Origin of the sequence: Pseudomonas sp. R11F, from assembly GCF_050312575.1 — a bacterium.
GTDB lineage: Bacteria > Pseudomonadota > Gammaproteobacteria > Pseudomonadales > Pseudomonadaceae > Aquipseudomonas > Aquipseudomonas palleroniana.
The window spans coordinates 163,707-178,559 of sequence record NZ_JBNPJU010000046.1; the positions used below are offsets into that span (position 1 = coordinate 163,707).

Genomic DNA, 14,853 nt, shown 5'->3' on the forward strand with positions numbered 1-14,853 from the left:
GTGACGCTCTGCGTCACGCTTTGGGACGCAGAGCGTCCCGGTCTGCATTCCCACGCGGAGCGTGGGAACGATCATCAGGCGACCTTGTTCAAATCATTATCCCGCGTCTCTTTCAGGCACAGCACCGCAATCAAGCTGAGCAGCGCCGCCGCCGAGACATACCCGCCGACATAACTCAGCCCGCCCATCGCCACCAGCTTGGTCGCGAAGAAGGGGGCGGCCGACGCGCCGACAATCCCACCCAGGTTATACGCCGCCGAAGCGCCGGTATAACGCACGCGGGTCGGGAACAATTCCGGCAACAGTGCGCCCATGGGGGCGAAGGTCACGCCCATCAGGAACAGCTCCAGCGCCAGGAACAGCGCCACGGCCCAGGTTGAGCCATGGGTCAGCAGCGGCTCCATGGTGAAACCCGACAAAATCGCCAGGATCGCCCCGGCAATCAGTACCGGCTTGCGCCCATAGCGGTCACTGGCCAGGGCCGCCAGTGGCGTCGCCAACCCCATGAACAGCACGGCAAAGCACAACAGGGCGAGGAATGTCTCGCGGCTGTAGCCCAGTGTCGACACGCCATAGCTCAGGGAAAATGCGGTGGTGATATAGAACAGGGCATAACACACCACCATCGATGCGGCCCCCAGCAGTACTGGCGCCCAATGCTGGCTGAACAACTCCACCAACGGCACTTTCACCGGGGCCTCTTTGGCCACGGCGTTGGCGAACACCGGGGTTTCGTGCAGCTTCAAGCGTGCATACAGGCCGACCATTACCAACGCGGCGCTGAGGATGAACGGGATGCGCCAGCCCCAACTGCGAAATTGCTCGTCGCTCAGGCTCATGGCCAAAATCAGGAATAAGCCGTTGGCGGCCAGGAACCCAATCGAAGGCCCCAGTTGCGGAAACATGCCGAACCAGGCGCGTTTGCCTTTCGGCGCGTTCTCGGTGGCCAGCAACGCTGCGCCACCCCATTCCCCGCCAAGGCCAAGGCCCTGGCCGAAACGCAGCACGCACAACAGGATCGGCGCCCAGGCCCCGATGCTGTCATAGCCGGGCAGCAAACCAATCAGCGTGGTACACACCCCCATCAGCAACAAGGACGCGACCAGCGTGGATTTGCGGCCGATGCGGTCGCCAAAGTGGCCAAACAGCGCCGAACCCAGCGGGCGGGCGATAAAAGCGATACCGAAGGTCAGGAACGACGCCAGCATCTGGGCGGTACCGGAGGTCTGCGGGAAGAACACCGGGCCGATCACCAGCGCCGCAGCGGTGGCATAGATGTAGAAATCGTAGAATTCGATGGCCGTGCCGACGATGCTCGCCGTGGCGACCCGTGCGGTCGAGTTGCTCGGGGCGGCGCTCGCGGCCTCGTTGTAGGTGGTGCTCATGGCAGTATCCCTGACAGTCATTGCGCGTTTGGACGCGGATTTTTATTGGTCGAACACCCAGGGTTCAGGGCAGTGCGCGGAGTGGCTCGGGATGGGAGCAAACACCGGTCAGACAGGATGGTGCGGTGCCTGGACGCGCTCAGTGCGGGTAGCACGCGGTCGGGCGGGGCTTGGATAAGCCGCCCGATTATAGGAAGGGGGTTGCAGTTCCAACAAGAGGGTCAGGCGGCGACCGGCACCCGGCTGGTGTGCCAGATCAGCACTTTGCTGACGCGGTTGTCCTCGGTCTCGAGGATTTCCAGGCGATAACGGCCGATTTTCAGGCACACCGCGCAGTCGGGAATGGTCTCCAGCGCTTCGGTCACCAGACCGTTGAGGGTCTTGGGGCCGTCGCTGGGCAGGTGCCAGCCCAGGCTCTTGTTCAGCTCGCGGATCGAGGCGGCGCCGTCGATGATGTAGCGGCCGTCTGTCTGGGCTTCGATATGCGGGTTGTCCGAACTTTGCTCGCTTTCGAATTCGCCGACGATTTCTTCGAGGATATCTTCCAGGGTGACGATGCCCAGCACTTCGCCGTATTCGTCCACCACCATGCCCAGGCGGCGTTGCTGTTTGTGGAAGTTCAGCAGTTGCAGCTGCAGGGGCGTGCTTTCCGGTACGAAGTAAGGCTCATGGCAGGCGGCGAGCAACGCTTCCTTGGTCAGGCTGGCATCGGGCAACAAGTGCTGGATCTGCCGCGTGTTGAGCACGGCTTCGACCTGGTTGATGTCGCTGTGGAACACCGGCAGGCGGGTGTGCTGGGAGGTGCGCAGTTGTTCAATGATCTCTTCGGTCGAGTCGTCCAGGTTGATCCCGTCCACCTCGCTGCGAGGCACCAGGATGTCGTTGACCGTGATGTTGTCCAGCGCGTGGATACCCGGCAAGCCAGGCGTTCGGCCTTCGTCCGAGTCTGGTTGCGGCTCATCGTCATGCTCGGGCAACGGCTGGTCGCTGTTTTTTACCACGCCGGATTTACGCGCGAACGGGCGCAGCAGCAACAGGCTGATGCCATTGAGCAGCCAGGCCAGGGGGTAGAGGATTTTCAGGGGGATGCCCAGCAGCGCATTGCCAAACCCCAATACGGCCTGTGGCTGGCGGGTGGCCAGGGCGCGGGGCAGGTAGTCGGCGAGTATCAGCAACAGCGCGCAGGCAATCAGCCAGCCGAGCCAGGGGCCGTTCTGCGCCCAGGCGTAGATGGCCAGCAAGGTGCAGAGAATCACCACGCCAGCGCGGCACAGGCTGTTGCACAGGATCAGGCTGTTACGCGGGAAGCTCAGGCGGGCGGCGGCCTTGTCGCCCTGGCGTGTACCGGGGCGCAGGGCCAGCAGGTGCTGTTGTGCGGCTTCGATGGCGGTAAACAGCGCCGCCCATAAAATCAGCAGGGCGATTACCGCGAGCATCGGCCCCAGGGGCAAGTTGTCCATTTTTGCTGCCCGTCAGATATGCAGGATGTATTCGCGAACCAGCTTGCTGCCGAAATAGGCCAGCATCAGCAGGCAGAACCCGGCCAGGGTCCAGCGGATCGCCTTGTGCCCGCGCCAGCCAAGGCGGTTGCGCCCCCACAGCAGCACGCTGAACACCACCCAGGCCAGGCACGCCAGCAGGGTTTTGTGCACCAGGTGCTGGGCGAACAGGTTTTCGACGAACAGCCAGCCGGAGATCAGTGACAGCGACAGCAGCGTCCAGCCGGCCCACAGGAAGCCGAACAACAGGCTTTCCATGGTTTGCAGCGGTGGGAAGTTCTTGATCAGCCCGGACGGATGTTTGTTTTTCAGCTGGTGGTCCTGCAACAGCAGGAGCAGAGCCTGGAACACCGCAATGGTGAACATGCCGTAGGCCAGGACCGACAACAGGATGTGAGTCAGGATGCCGGGCCCTTCATCAATGACCTGCACGGTGCCGGTCGGCGTGAAGTGCGCCAGCAGTACCGTCAATGTTCCCAGCGGGAATAGCAGGACCAGCAGGTTCTCGACGGGAATGCGGTAGCACGCCAGCAGGGTCAGCGCGATGACGGCGGCGGCGATCAGGCTGGCGGCGCTGAAAAAGTCCAGGCCCAGCCCGACCGGTGTCATCAGGTGGATGAACAGGCTCGTGGCATGGGCCAGCAGGGCCAGGACGCCAAGGCCCACGAGCAGACGTTTGTCCGCTTTAGTGCCTTGGGCCAGACGAGTGCCCTGATAGAGGGTCGCAGCGGCGTACAAGATGGCGGCGGCGAGGCTGGGTAGCAAGCTGGGTGACAAAGGGAGCATAAATCCTGATAGACAAGCCCGAAAGGCGTTGAGTTTGGCATACCCCCGCGTTCCACGAAAGACTCCCGGGCCAGACAGCGGGTGTGCATGGGCGCAGTCTTCGCTATAATCCGCGATCTGCCCACGCCGCAGGCTCGCCGAGCGCTGTTTTTAATAGCGATTTATCACAGCCTGGGCTGCCATTACCTCGGTCTACCATTGCACTTCGATGAATAGGGCCTGAAAGGATCGCGCATGTTTGAAAACTTGACTGACCGTCTCTCGCAGACGCTGCGCCACGTTACCGGCAAGGCCAAGCTGACCGAGGACAATATTAAAGACACCTTGCGTGAAGTACGCATGGCGTTGCTGGAAGCCGACGTGGCCTTGCCTGTGGTCAAGGACTTCGTCAACTCGGTCAAGGAGCGCGCGGTCGGCACCGAAGTGTCGCGCAGCCTGACGCCGGGCCAGGCTTTTGTGAAGATCGTCCAGGCTGAACTCGAAAGCCTGATGGGCGCGGCCAACGAAGATCTGAACCTCAGCGCCGTGCCTCCGGCCGTTGTGCTGATGGCCGGTCTGCAAGGTGCGGGCAAGACCACCACCGCCGGCAAGCTGGCGCGCTTCCTTAAAGAGCGCAAGAAGAAGTCGGTCATGGTGGTGTCGGCCGACGTATACCGTCCGGCGGCAATCAAGCAGTTGGAAATGCTGGCGGGCGAAGTGGGCGTGACCTTCTTCCCGTCCGACCTGAGCCAGAAGCCGGTCGACATTGCTAACGCTGCTATTAAAGAAGCAAAACTCAAATTCATCGACGTGGTCATCGTCGATACCGCCGGTCGCCTGCACGTCGACGAAGAGATGATGGGCGAGATCAAGGCGCTGCATGCCGCGATCAACCCGGTCGAGACCCTGTTCGTGGTCGACGCCATGACCGGCCAGGATGCGGCCAACACGGCCAAGGCTTTCGGTGACGCGCTGGCGTTGACCGGTGTGATCCTGACCAAGGTCGATGGTGATGCCCGTGGCGGTGCCGCGTTGTCGGTGCGTGCCATTACCGGCAAGCCGATCAAGTTCATCGGTATGGGCGAAAAGAGCGAAGCGCTCGAGCCGTTCCACCCTGAGCGTATTGCTTCGCGCATCCTCGGCATGGGCGACGTACTCAGCCTGATCGAACAGGCCGAAGCCACCCTCGACAAGGACAAGGCCGACAAGCTGGCCAAGAAGCTGAAGAAGGGCAAGGGCTTCGATCTCGAAGACTTCCGCGACCAGCTGCAACAGATGAAGAACATGGGCGGCCTTGGCGGCCTGATGGACAAGCTGCCGAACATCGGCGGTGTGAACCTGGCGCAGATGGGCAATGCCCAGGGTGCGGCAGAGAAGCAGTTCAAGCAGATGGAAGCCATCATCAACTCCATGACCCCGGCCGAGCGCCGCGACCCTGAGCTGATCAGCGGTTCGCGCAAGCGCCGGATCGCCATGGGTTCCGGCACCCAGGTGCAGGACATCGGTCGCTTGATCAAGCAGCACAAGCAGATGCAGAAGATGATGAAGAAGTTCTCCGCCAAAGGCGGCATGGCCAAGATGATGCGCGGCATGGGCGGTATGTTGCCCGGCGGCGGCATGCCAAAAATGTAAAAGTTTCGAGCGGGAGCGTGCTCCTGCTCCGACCCACAGGGACGTGGGATCTCCAGCAAACCCGCCATCGGCGGGGGCTGACTCGCCGTTTTAACCGACGGCTCTATAGCAGATCTGAATGGCACGCCGATAGGCGCCAGAAAAAGACATTTGCAAAAGTCCGGATATTCCTTAGAATATGCGGCCTTTCGGGCACCTATGCCCGCTGTGCATTTAGATTTGCAGCACCGACTACAGGAACGATGTTCACATGCTAACAATCCGTCTTGCCCTTGGCGGCTCCAAAAAGCGCCCGTTTTACCACTTGACCGTAACTGACAGCCGCAACCCACGTGACGGCTCTCACAAGGAACAAGTTGGCTTCTTCAACCCGATCGCTCGTGGTCAAGAAGTTCGTCTGTCCGTGAACCAAGAGCGCGTAGCCTACTGGCTGAGCGTTGGTGCACAACCATCTGAGCGTGTTGCTCAGCTGTTGAAGGACTCGGCTAAGGCCGCGGCCTGAGCAATATGAGCGCGACGCCAGCTGTTGCTGATGATTTGATCGTTATCGGCAAGATTTATTCTGTTCATGGCGTTCGCGGCGAAGTGAAGGTGTATTCCTTTACTGATCCGACTGAAAACCTGTTGCAGTACAAAACCTGGACGCTCAAGCGCGAAGGGAGTGTGAAACAGGTCGAGCTGGTCAGTGGACGCGGGAGCGATAAGTTCCTGGTCGCAAAGCTCAAGGGTCTTGATGATCGTGAAGAAGCTCGTCTTCTGGCCGGTTATGAGATCTGCGTGCCGCGCAACCTGTTCCCTGAATTGACCGACGGCGAGTACTACTGGTACCAGCTGGAAGGTCTGAAGGTTATTGATCAACTTGGGCAACTGCTCGGGAAAATCGATCATCTTCTGGAAACCGGCGCCAATGATGTAATGGTGGTCAAGCCTTGCGCTGGCAGCCTGGATGATCGCGAACGTCTGTTGCCCTATACGGAGCAATGCGTGTTGGCCGTCGATCTGGTCGCAGGCGAGATGAAGGTGGAATGGGACGCGGACTTCTAAGCGTGGCTAATTTGCGCATTGAAGTGATCAGTTTGTTTCCCGAGATGTTTTCTGCCATCAGCGAGTACGGCATCACCAGTCGGGCGGTGAAACAGGGGCTGTTGCAGCTTACCTGTTGGAACCCGCGAGACTACACGACGGATCGACATCACACTGTGGACGATCGCCCATTTGGCGGTGGCCCGGGCATGGTGATGAAGATCAAGCCCCTGGAAGACGCGTTGGTTCAGGCCAAGGCTGCAGCCGGGGAGAAGGCGAAGGTAATTTACCTGTCCCCTCAAGGCCGTCAGCTGAAACAGGCTGCGGTACGCGAACTGGCGAATGAGGAAGCATTGATCCTGATTGCCGGTCGCTATGAAGGCATTGACGAGCGTTTTATTGAAGCTCATGTCGATGAAGAGTGGTCGATTGGGGACTATGTCCTGTCTGGTGGCGAGCTGCCGGCGATGGTCCTGATAGATGCGGTTACACGACTGCTGCCTGGAGCTTTAGGGCATGTGGACTCTGCGGAGGAAGATTCCTTCACGGATGGTTTGCTGGATTGCCCGCACTACACCCGACCGGAGGTGTATGCGGATCAGCGTGTTCCCGACGTATTGCTAAGTGGCAATCACGCACACATCCGGCGTTGGCGTTTACAGCAGTCCCTTGGTCGGACCTATGAACGACGCGCCGATCTTCTGGAAAGCCGCTCGCTTTCTGGAGAAGAGAAGAAGCTGCTCGAGGAATACATCCTCGCGCGGGACGATAGTTAACAACGTATCGATGGTAGGTCCATTGACTTACCTTAGGAGCACAGCATGACTAACAAAATCATCCTTGCACTCGAAGCAGAGCAGATGACCAAAGAGATCCCTACCTTTGCCCCGGGCGACACCATTGTCGTTCAGGTGAAAGTGAAGGAAGGCGACCGTTCGCGTCTGCAAGCGTTCGAAGGCGTGGTAATCGCCAAGCGTAACCGTGGTGTGAACAGTGCTTTCACTGTTCGTAAAATCTCCAACGGTGTTGGCGTAGAGCGTACTTTCCAGACCTACAGCCCGCAAATCGACAGCATGGCCGTCAAGCGTCGCGGTGACGTACGTAAAGCCAAGCTGTACTACCTGCGTGACCTGTCCGGTAAAGCAGCTCGCATCAAGGAAAAACTGGCTTAAGTCCAGCTTCCCGATGCAGAAAAAAGCAGCCTACGGGCTGCTTTTTTGTGCCTGAAATTTGTCTATTTGCCGGTATTGTCCATGACCACCCGCCTCGAAGAAATCCAGCGCCGCACCGACCTGTCCGTCACTCACGTCACCAAGGCGGTGTTCCCGCCGACCACCAATCACCACAACACCTTGTTCGGCGGCACTGCCTTGGCCTGGATGGACGAAGTGTCGTTCATCACCGCCACGCGTTTTTGCCGCCTGCCGTTGGTGACGGTTTCCACTGATCGGATTGACTTCAACCATGCGATACCGGCCGGCTCCATCGTCGAGTTGATCGGCCGCGTGATCAAAGTGGGCAATACCAGTCTCAAGGTCGAAGTGGAAGTCTTCGTCGAGAGCATGAGCGCCGATGGCCGCGAGAAGGCGATCCAGGGCGTATTCAGCTTTGTAGCGATCGATGCCGACAAACGCCCGGTGCCGGTGTTGCCTGGGTTTGTTGACTGATTTATCCGGCTGCGCAGGTTTGCGGTTGGATCACTGCCAGCAAGGTCCAGCCGGCGGTGGGCTTCAAGCTGCTGTCCGGGGTGATGACGTGCACCCAGCCGCTGGTATCGCGGGCAAACAGCAGTGTCGCGCGATCACCATGCAGTGCCTGGTACTGCTCCAGCCCAAACCCCTCCGTGAGATGCGTGCTGTATAGCTCGGCGCCCTGGCCCAACAGGCTGGCGAGTTTGGTATAGCTCAAGGGTTGACTGCCCAGCAAGTGCCCGCGGTGCTCGTGGCTGGCCTTGTGTTTATCGGTGCGGCGGCTTTCCTGGCTGCTGGCCAAGGCGAACAGGCGATGGCCGAAGTCGTGGCGAAAACGCATGGCGGCCAGGGTATTCAGCTCGCCGGAGGGGGAGAGTGCCAACAGGTGCCCCAGCCCAACCAGATCCAGATGCGATTCGGCGTGTTGTGAAGCAGGATTGCCGAAGTAAGTGGGCAGTCCTTCCATGCGGCTGGCGCGGATGTTTTCCCAGCTTGAGTCGGTCAGCAACACGCGGCTGCCCAGTTGCTGCAGGGCCTTGCCCAGGATGCGCGCCGGGCCATTCGCACCGACGATCAGAAAACCGCTGGGCGCAGGCTCGGCGACTTTCAGCAGACGGGCCAGCGGGCGTGCCGTGGCGCTTTGCAGGACCACGGTGCCGATGATCACGGCGAACGTCAGTGGAACCAGGAGTAATGCGCCTTCATGGCCCGCCTCATCCAGGCGAATGGCGAAGATCGCTGAAACCGCTGCGGCCACGATCCCGCGTGGGGCGATCCATGACAGCAGCGCACGCTCGCGCCAATTCAGCCCGGAACCCCAGGTTGAAAGCACGACGTTCAAGGGGCGTGCGATAAATTGAATGACCAGCAACAGAATCAGCACCAGCGGCCCCAAGGCGATCAAGGCATTCAGGTCCAGGCGCGCTGCCAGCAGAATGAATAGCCCGGAGATCAGCAGCACGCTGAGGTTTTCCTTGAAGTGCAGGATGTGCCGCACATCCACGCCCTTCATATTGGCCATCCACATGCCCATGAGGGTCACCGCCAGCAGGCCGGACTCATGCATCACCAGGTTGGCGGCGATGAATATCCCCAACACCCCCGCCAGTGTGGCCAGGTTGTGCAGGTATTCGGGCAGCCATTGCCGACGCATGATCTGCCCCAGCACCCAGCCGCCGGCAATACCGAACAGGCTGCCGCACAGGATGACCCCACCGAAGGTCAGCAGGCTGTGGCTGAGGCCGTCGCCCGATGCGCGGGCGATGATGAAGCTGTAGACCACCACGGCCAGCAGCGCGCCGATCGGGTCAATGACAATGCCCTCCCAGCGCAGGATATTGGCGATGGACGCCTTGGGGCGCACCACCCGCAGCATGGGCACAATCACGGTGGGCCCGGTGACCAGGGTCAGGGTGCCGAACAAGAGGGCGAGCAGCCAGTCGAACCCCAGCAGCCAATGGGTGGCAACGGTAATCACCGCCCATGTCGACAGGGCGCCGAGCGTGACCAGGCGATGGACGACGCTGCCGATTTCCTTCCATTCCGAGAGGTGCAGGGTGAGGCTGCCTTCAAACAGAATCAGTGCCACGGCCAGGGATACCAGGGGCATCAGCAGCGGGCCGAACATTTCCTGGGGATTGAGCCAGCCCAGCACCGGGCCCGCCAGGATGCCGCTCAACAACAGAAACAGGATGGCTGGAAGTTTCAGGCGCCATGCCAGCCATTGGCAGGCCAGTGCGGCTACACCAATGCCGCCCAGTGCCAGCAGGATCTGTTGTTCGTTCATTGAAGCTCCCTGTTCCTTGAAATAGCGGGCTATGAAAGACTAGTGGGCCTTGTCACAGTTCACTAAATAATTCGCGCAAAGCCCTGTGCTGCGCCGCTTGAGTGCCCATGCCTGCCATTGACCACCCGCTGATCGACCGCTTCCTTGACGCTTTATGGCTGGAGAAAGGCTTGTCGGACAACACCCGCCAGGCCTACCGCAGCGATTTGGCCCTGTTCAATGGCTGGTTGCAGGAGAAAAATCTCGAACTGATCAATGCCGGTCGCGAGTTGATCCTGGATCATCTGGCCTGGCGCCTGGAGCAAAACTACAAGCCGCGGTCCACTGCACGATTTCTCTCTGGTGTGCGTGGTTTTTATCGCTACTTGCTGCGGGAAAAGCTGATCGCTGTCGACCCGACCCTGCAGGTCGACATGCCGCAACTCGGTAGGCCTCTTCCCAAATCCTTGTCGGAAGCCGATGTGGATGCCTTGCTCGCCGCGCCCGACCTCAGCGAGGCCATCGGCCAGCGTGATCGCGCCATGCTCGAAGTGCTGTATGCCTGCGGCCTGCGGGTGACTGAACTGATCAGCCTGACCCTGGAGCAGGTCAATCTGCGCCAGGGGGTATTGCGGGTGATGGGCAAGGGGAGCAAGGAGCGCTTGGTGCCGATGGGCGAGGAAGCGATCGTGTGGGTCGAGCGCTATATGCGCGATGCCCGCAGCGAACTGCTCGGTGGGCGGCCCAGTGATGTACTGTTTCCCAGCCTGCGCGGCGAGCAGATGACCCGCCAGACCTTCTGGCACCGCATCAAGTACCAGGCCAAAGTGGCCGGGATTGGCAAAGCGTTGTCACCCCATACATTGCGTCACGCCTTTGCCACCCATTTGCTCAACCATGGGGCGGATTTGCGGGTCGTGCAAATGTTGCTGGGCCACAGCGACTTATCCACAACCCAGATCTACACCCACGTCGCGCGTGCGCGTTTGCAGGACATGCATGCCAAACATCACCCGCGTGGCTGAAAACCGCCAATTTATCCGGCTACGGGCTGCCCTGCGGCCCAACTGTGGTAGGCTTTGCCGGTTAGTAAGGGGGACGGCGCCTGTGTTTATAGCCCGGTGTCTTCAAGCGGTGCTCCGCACCCGTCCCTGCATCTGCCTTCAGGAGTTCCCATGCGCTTGACCCAGATTATTGCCGCCGCAGCCATTGCGTTGGTTTCCACCTTCGCATTCGCCGATGACGCCGCCGAGCAGACCATCCGCAAAAGCCTGGCCAACCTGCAACTCGACACCCCGATCGAAAGCATCAGCGCCAGCCCCATGGCCGGCCTGTATGAAGTCAAGCTCAAGGGCAGCCGTGTGCTGTATGCCAGTGCCGATGGCCAGTACATCGTCCAGGGCTACCTGTTCCAGCTCAAGGACGGCAAGCCGGTCAACCTGACCGAAAAAGCCGAGCGCCTGGGTGTGTCCAAGCTGATCAACGGTATCCCGGTGGCTGAAACCGTGGTCTACCCGGCCATTGGCGAGACCAAGACCCACATCACCGTATTCACCGACACCACCTGCCCGTACTGCCACAAGCTGCATGCCGAAGTGCCTGCGCTGAACAAGCTCGGCGTGGAAGTCCGCTACGTCGCGTTCCCGCGCCAGGGCCTGGGCTCGCCGGGTGACGAGCAATTGCAGGCGGTGTGGTGCTCGACCGACAAGAAGGCGGCCATGGACAAGATGGTCGATGGCAAGGAAATCAAGGCGGCCAAATGTGCCAATCCGGTTTCCAAGCAGTTCGCACTGGGCCAGTCAATCGGCGTGAACGGTACACCGGCCATCGTTTTGGCTGACGGTCAGGTAATTCCGGGCTACCAGCCGGCACCACAAGTTGCCAAACTGGCTCTGAGCGCCAAGTAAATCAGCGTCGTCGAACCTTTGACGACCATGGCCCGCCGACAGATCGACGGGCCATCAAATTGAAAGCCGCAGTCGTGCGGCTGTTTTCCACGGCCGACCTAGCGTCGGCCGTTTCATGGGGAGTTCTTCAGTGAAACCGGTCAAAGTAGGCATCTGTGGGTTAGGGACCGTCGGTGGCGGTACCTTCAACGTACTTCAGCGTAACGCCGAAGAAATTTCCCGCCGCGCCGGGCGTGGGATTGAAGTGGCGCAAATTGCCACGCGTTCGCCAAAGCCTCAGTTCCAAACGACCGGTATCGCGATTACCAACGATGTCTTCGAAGTGGCCACCAACCCTGAAATCGATATCGTCATCGAACTGGTCGGCGGCTACACCGTGGCGCGTGAGCTGGTGCTCAAGGCCATCGAGAATGGCAAGCACGTGGTCACCGCCAACAAGGCGCTGATCGCCGTACACGGCAACGAAATCTTCGCCAAGGCCCGCGAGAAGGGCGTGATCGTTGCGTTCGAAGCCGCCGTGGCGGGCGGCATCCCGGTGATCAAGGCGATCCGTGAGGGCCTTTCCGCCAACCGTATCAACTGGGTGGCCGGCATCATCAACGGCACCGGCAACTTCATCCTCACCGAAATGCGCGAGAAGGGCCGTACCTTCGAAGACGTGCTGGCCGAAGCCCAGGCCCTGGGTTATGCCGAGGCCGACCCGACGTTCGACGTCGAAGGCATCGACGCCGCCCACAAGCTGACCATCCTGGCGTCCATCGCCTTTGGTATCCCGCTGCAGTTCGACAAAGCCTACACCGAGGGGATCACCAAGCTGACCACCGCCGACGTGAACTACGCCGAAGCCCTGGGCTACCGCATCAAGCACCTGGGCGTGGCGCGCAGCACTGCGGCCGGTATCGAGTTGCGTGTACACCCGACCCTGATCCCGGCCGATCGCCTGATCGCCAACGTCAATGGGGTGATGAACGCGGTGATGGTCAACGGTGACGCGGCGGGCTCGACCCTGTTCTATGGCGCTGGCGCCGGCATGGAGCCGACCGCTTCGTCGGTGATCGCCGACCTGGTGGACGTGGTTCGCGCCATGACCAGCGACCCGGAAAACCGTGTACCGCACCTGGCCTTCCAGCCGGATTCGCTGTCGGCACATCCGATCCTGCCGATCGAGGCTTGCGAAAGTGCCTACTACCTGCGCATCCAGGCCAAGGATCACCCGGGCGTATTGGCCCAGGTGGCGAGCATCCTGTCGGAGCGCGGTATCAACATCGAGTCGATCATGCAGAAGGAAGTCGAGGAACAGAACGGCCAGGTGCCGATGATCCTGCTGACCCATCGCGTGCTCGAGCAGCATATCAACGATGCCATCACCGCGCTGGAAGCCCTGCAGGGCGTGGTCGGCCCGGTGGTACGCATTCGTGTCGAACACTTGAGCTAACCGATTTGATCCAGAGGCCCCGTGTGTGCGGCGGCCTCTGTTCGAGAATGTTTTAGAGGAGCCAGTCATGCGTTATATCAGCACCCGCGGCCAGGCACCGGCCCTGAATTTCGAAGACGTTTTGCTGGCGGGCCTTGCCACTGACGGCGGCCTGTACGTGCCGGAAAACCTGCCACGTTTCACCCAGGAAGAAATCGCTTCGTGGGCCGGCCTGCCGTACCACGAACTGGCGTTCCGGGTGATGCGCCCGTTCGTTACCGGCAGCATTCCGGACGCGGATTTCAAGAAGATCCTGGAAGAGACGTACGGTGTGTTTTCCCACAACGCCATCGCGCCATTGCGTCAACTGAACGGCAACGAGTGGGTACTCGAGCTGTTCCACGGCCCGACCTTGGCGTTCAAGGACTTCGCCTTGCAATTGCTGGGTCGCCTGCTCGACTACGTGCTGGAGAAGCGCGGCGAGCGTGTGGTGATTATCGGCGCGACCTCCGGTGATACCGGCTCGGCGGCTATCGAGGGATGCAAGCACTGCGAAAACGTCGACATCTTCATCCTGCACCCGCACAAGCGCGTGTCGGAGGTGCAGCGTCGCCAGATGACCAGTATTTTGGGTGACAACATCCATAACATCGCCATCGAAGGCAATTTCGATGACTGCCAGGAAATGGTCAAGAACAGCTTCGCCGACCAGAGCTTCCTGAAAGGCACCCGCTTGGTGGCAGTGAACTCGATCAACTGGGCGCGCATCATGGCCCAGATCGTCTACTACTTCCACGCCTCCCTGCAGTTGGGCGGGCCGACGCGTTCGGTGTCGTTCTCGGTGCCGACCGGCAACTTCGGCGACATCTTCGCCGGTTACCTGGCGCGCAATATGGGCTTGCCGATCAACCAGTTGATCGTCGCCACCAATCGCAACGACATCCTGCACCGCTTCATGAGCGGCAACCAGTACGTCAAGGAAACCCTGCACGCCACCTTGTCGCCTTCCATGGACATCATGGTGTCGTCGAACTTCGAACGCCTGCTGTTCGACATGCACGGGCGCAACGGCGCAGCCATTGCCGGCTTGATGGACAACTTCAAAAGCGGTGGTGGTTTCAGCGTCGAGCAGGAGCGCTGGACCGAGACCCGCAAACTGTTCGACTCCCTGGCCGTGGACGATGCGCAGACCTGCGAAACCATCGCTGAAGTCTATGCCCAGACTGGCGAACTGCTTGACCCGCATACCGCCATCGGCGTGAAGGCCGCCCGTGAATGCCGTCGCAGCCTGGATATCCCGATGGTGATCCTCGGCACTGCTCACCCGGTAAAATTCCCGGAAGCGGTGGAGAAGGCCGGGGTGGGCAAGGCGTTGGAACTGCCGGCGCACCTGACTGACCTGTTCGAGCGTGAAGAGCGTTGCACGGTGTTGGCCAATGACCTGAAGGCTGTACAGGCGTTTGTCAGCCAGCATGGCAACCGCGGTAAGCCGCTGTAAGGCAAACCACGTAGGCAAAAACGCCGCTTTCCCTTCCCTGGGTCAGCGGCGTTTTTGTTTCTGGCGTCCTCGGACACCCCGAAAAACAGTCCCCCGTGCGTAAGCACTTAGGTGCGGCCGTTTTTTCGTTGTCATGTTGCAAGCGCATGCTGGTCCAAGTCACACCCTAACGGCCCCATAAAGACGAAAAAGCGAACTTTCCTACGTCACAACCAGTCACTTAGGATAGATGCAGCTCCCGTTGAAACGATTGTTCCCGAACTATTGAGTGGTG

14 protein-coding genes are annotated in these 14,853 nt (G+C 60.3%); 10 read left to right on the forward strand and 4 right to left on the reverse strand.

Annotated elements, in window-relative coordinates; genetic code table 11:
- Nucleotides 1–74: 74 nt before the first annotated feature.
- The 3 genes from ACQRBV_RS13070 to ACQRBV_RS13080 form a co-directional block, all read right to left on the reverse strand.
- Entirely contained in the window at nucleotides 75–1,385 is a 1,311-nt protein-coding gene (locus ACQRBV_RS13070) for an MFS transporter (protein WP_060754278.1), read from the reverse strand.
- A gap of 221 nt (nucleotides 1,386–1,606) precedes the next feature.
- Nucleotides 1,607–2,845: a transporter associated domain-containing protein gene (locus tag ACQRBV_RS13075; RefSeq protein ID WP_060754277.1), complete on the reverse strand. Its 1,239-nt coding sequence runs from the start codon at nucleotides 2,843–2,845 to the stop codon at nucleotides 1,607–1,609.
- 12 nt (nucleotides 2,846–2,857) lie between these two features.
- Nucleotides 2,858–3,670: a cytochrome C assembly family protein gene (locus ACQRBV_RS13080; RefSeq protein WP_060754276.1), complete on the reverse strand. Its 813-nt coding sequence runs from the start codon at nucleotides 3,668–3,670 to the stop codon at nucleotides 2,858–2,860.
- A gap of 234 nt (nucleotides 3,671–3,904) precedes the next feature.
- Here ACQRBV_RS13080 and ffh point away from each other — a divergent pair, with 234 nt between their 5' ends.
- The 6 genes from ffh to ACQRBV_RS13110 all read left to right on the forward strand — a co-directional run bounded on the left by ffh (nucleotide 3,905) and on the right by ACQRBV_RS13110 (nucleotide 7,971).
- Nucleotides 3,905–5,281 carry a signal recognition particle protein gene (gene ffh / locus ACQRBV_RS13085; RefSeq protein WP_411984806.1) on the forward strand — a complete coding sequence of 459 codons (1,377 nt, stop codon included), beginning with the start codon at nucleotides 3,905–3,907 and terminating at the stop codon, nucleotides 5,279–5,281.
- Between the two features lie 250 nt (nucleotides 5,282–5,531).
- Nucleotides 5,532–5,783: a 30S ribosomal protein S16 gene (rpsP, locus tag ACQRBV_RS13090; RefSeq protein ID WP_025854836.1), complete on the forward strand. Its 252-nt coding sequence runs from the start codon at nucleotides 5,532–5,534 to the stop codon at nucleotides 5,781–5,783.
- Nucleotides 5,784–5,788: 5 nt separating this feature from the next.
- Nucleotides 5,789–6,325 (forward strand): ribosome maturation factor RimM, encoded by a 537-nt coding sequence (rimM, locus tag ACQRBV_RS13095; RefSeq protein WP_060754274.1) that lies wholly within the window; start codon nucleotides 5,789–5,791, stop codon nucleotides 6,323–6,325.
- Nucleotides 6,307–7,080 carry a tRNA (guanosine(37)-N1)-methyltransferase TrmD gene (gene trmD, locus ACQRBV_RS13100; RefSeq protein ID WP_174554031.1) on the forward strand — a complete coding sequence of 258 codons (774 nt, stop codon included), beginning with the start codon at nucleotides 6,307–6,309 and terminating at the stop codon, nucleotides 7,078–7,080. The genes rimM and trmD overlap by 19 nt, the downstream gene beginning before the upstream one ends.
- A 45-nt stretch (nucleotides 7,081–7,125) precedes the next feature.
- Nucleotides 7,126–7,476, forward strand: a complete 351-nt coding sequence (gene rplS, locus ACQRBV_RS13105; RefSeq protein ID WP_003175895.1) for a 50S ribosomal protein L19 — start codon at nucleotides 7,126–7,128, stop codon at nucleotides 7,474–7,476.
- A gap of 81 nt (nucleotides 7,477–7,557) precedes the next feature.
- Nucleotides 7,558–7,971, forward strand: a complete 414-nt coding sequence (locus ACQRBV_RS13110; protein WP_003193963.1) for an acyl-CoA thioesterase — start codon at nucleotides 7,558–7,560, stop codon at nucleotides 7,969–7,971.
- A gap of 1 nt (nucleotide 7,972) precedes the next feature.
- On the opposite strand, the gene ACQRBV_RS13115 is transcribed toward ACQRBV_RS13110, so the two are convergent.
- Nucleotides 7,973–9,781 (reverse strand): cation:proton antiporter, encoded by a 1,809-nt coding sequence (locus ACQRBV_RS13115; protein ID WP_161549404.1) that lies wholly within the window; start codon nucleotides 9,779–9,781, stop codon nucleotides 7,973–7,975.
- A gap of 107 nt (nucleotides 9,782–9,888) precedes the next feature.
- On the opposite strand from ACQRBV_RS13115, the gene xerD reads away from it, so the two are divergent.
- The 4 genes from xerD (at nucleotide 9,889) to thrC (ending at nucleotide 14,579) form a co-directional block, all read left to right on the forward strand.
- Entirely contained in the window at nucleotides 9,889–10,785 is an 897-nt protein-coding gene (xerD, locus tag ACQRBV_RS13120) for a site-specific tyrosine recombinase XerD (protein WP_090368769.1), read from the forward strand.
- Between the two features lie 150 nt (nucleotides 10,786–10,935).
- Nucleotides 10,936–11,667 (forward strand): thioredoxin fold domain-containing protein, encoded by a 732-nt coding sequence (locus tag ACQRBV_RS13125; protein ID WP_060754271.1) that lies wholly within the window; start codon nucleotides 10,936–10,938, stop codon nucleotides 11,665–11,667.
- Between the two features lie 130 nt (nucleotides 11,668–11,797).
- Entirely contained in the window at nucleotides 11,798–13,102 is a 1,305-nt protein-coding gene (locus ACQRBV_RS13130) for a homoserine dehydrogenase (protein WP_060754270.1), read from the forward strand.
- A gap of 67 nt (nucleotides 13,103–13,169) precedes the next feature.
- Nucleotides 13,170–14,579, forward strand: a complete 1,410-nt coding sequence (thrC, locus tag ACQRBV_RS13135; protein ID WP_060754269.1) for a threonine synthase — start codon at nucleotides 13,170–13,172, stop codon at nucleotides 14,577–14,579.
- Nucleotides 14,580–14,853 lie beyond the last annotated feature (274 nt).

Bases quoted from the DNA above. Each gene is read 5' to 3' on its own strand.
- xerD (WP_090368769.1), top strand. From the start codon at position 9,889: ATGCCTGCCATTGACCACCCGCTGATCGACCGCTTCCTTGACGCTTTA.
- ACQRBV_RS13080 (WP_060754276.1), bottom strand. From the start codon at position 3,670: ATGCTCCCTTTGTCACCCAGCTTGCTACCCAGCCTCGCCGCCGCCATC.
- trmD (WP_174554031.1), top strand. From the start codon at position 6,307: ATGGGACGCGGACTTCTAAGCGTGGCTAATTTGCGCATTGAAGTGATC.
- thrC (WP_060754269.1), top strand. From the start codon at position 13,170: ATGCGTTATATCAGCACCCGCGGCCAGGCACCGGCCCTGAATTTCGAA.
- ACQRBV_RS13075 (WP_060754277.1), bottom strand. From the start codon at position 2,845: ATGGACAACTTGCCCCTGGGGCCGATGCTCGCGGTAATCGCCCTGCTG.
- ACQRBV_RS13115 (WP_161549404.1), bottom strand. From the start codon at position 9,781: ATGAACGAACAACAGATCCTGCTGGCACTGGGCGGCATTGGTGTAGCC.
- ACQRBV_RS13125 (WP_060754271.1), top strand. From the start codon at position 10,936: ATGCGCTTGACCCAGATTATTGCCGCCGCAGCCATTGCGTTGGTTTCC.
- rplS (WP_003175895.1), top strand. From the start codon at position 7,126: ATGACTAACAAAATCATCCTTGCACTCGAAGCAGAGCAGATGACCAAA.
- ffh (WP_411984806.1), top strand. From the start codon at position 3,905: ATGTTTGAAAACTTGACTGACCGTCTCTCGCAGACGCTGCGCCACGTT.
- ACQRBV_RS13070 (WP_060754278.1), bottom strand. From the start codon at position 1,385: ATGAGCACCACCTACAACGAGGCCGCGAGCGCCGCCCCGAGCAACTCG.
- ACQRBV_RS13110 (WP_003193963.1), top strand. From the start codon at position 7,558: ATGACCACCCGCCTCGAAGAAATCCAGCGCCGCACCGACCTGTCCGTC.
- rpsP (WP_025854836.1), top strand. From the start codon at position 5,532: ATGCTAACAATCCGTCTTGCCCTTGGCGGCTCCAAAAAGCGCCCGTTT.
- rimM (WP_060754274.1), top strand. From the start codon at position 5,789: ATGAGCGCGACGCCAGCTGTTGCTGATGATTTGATCGTTATCGGCAAG.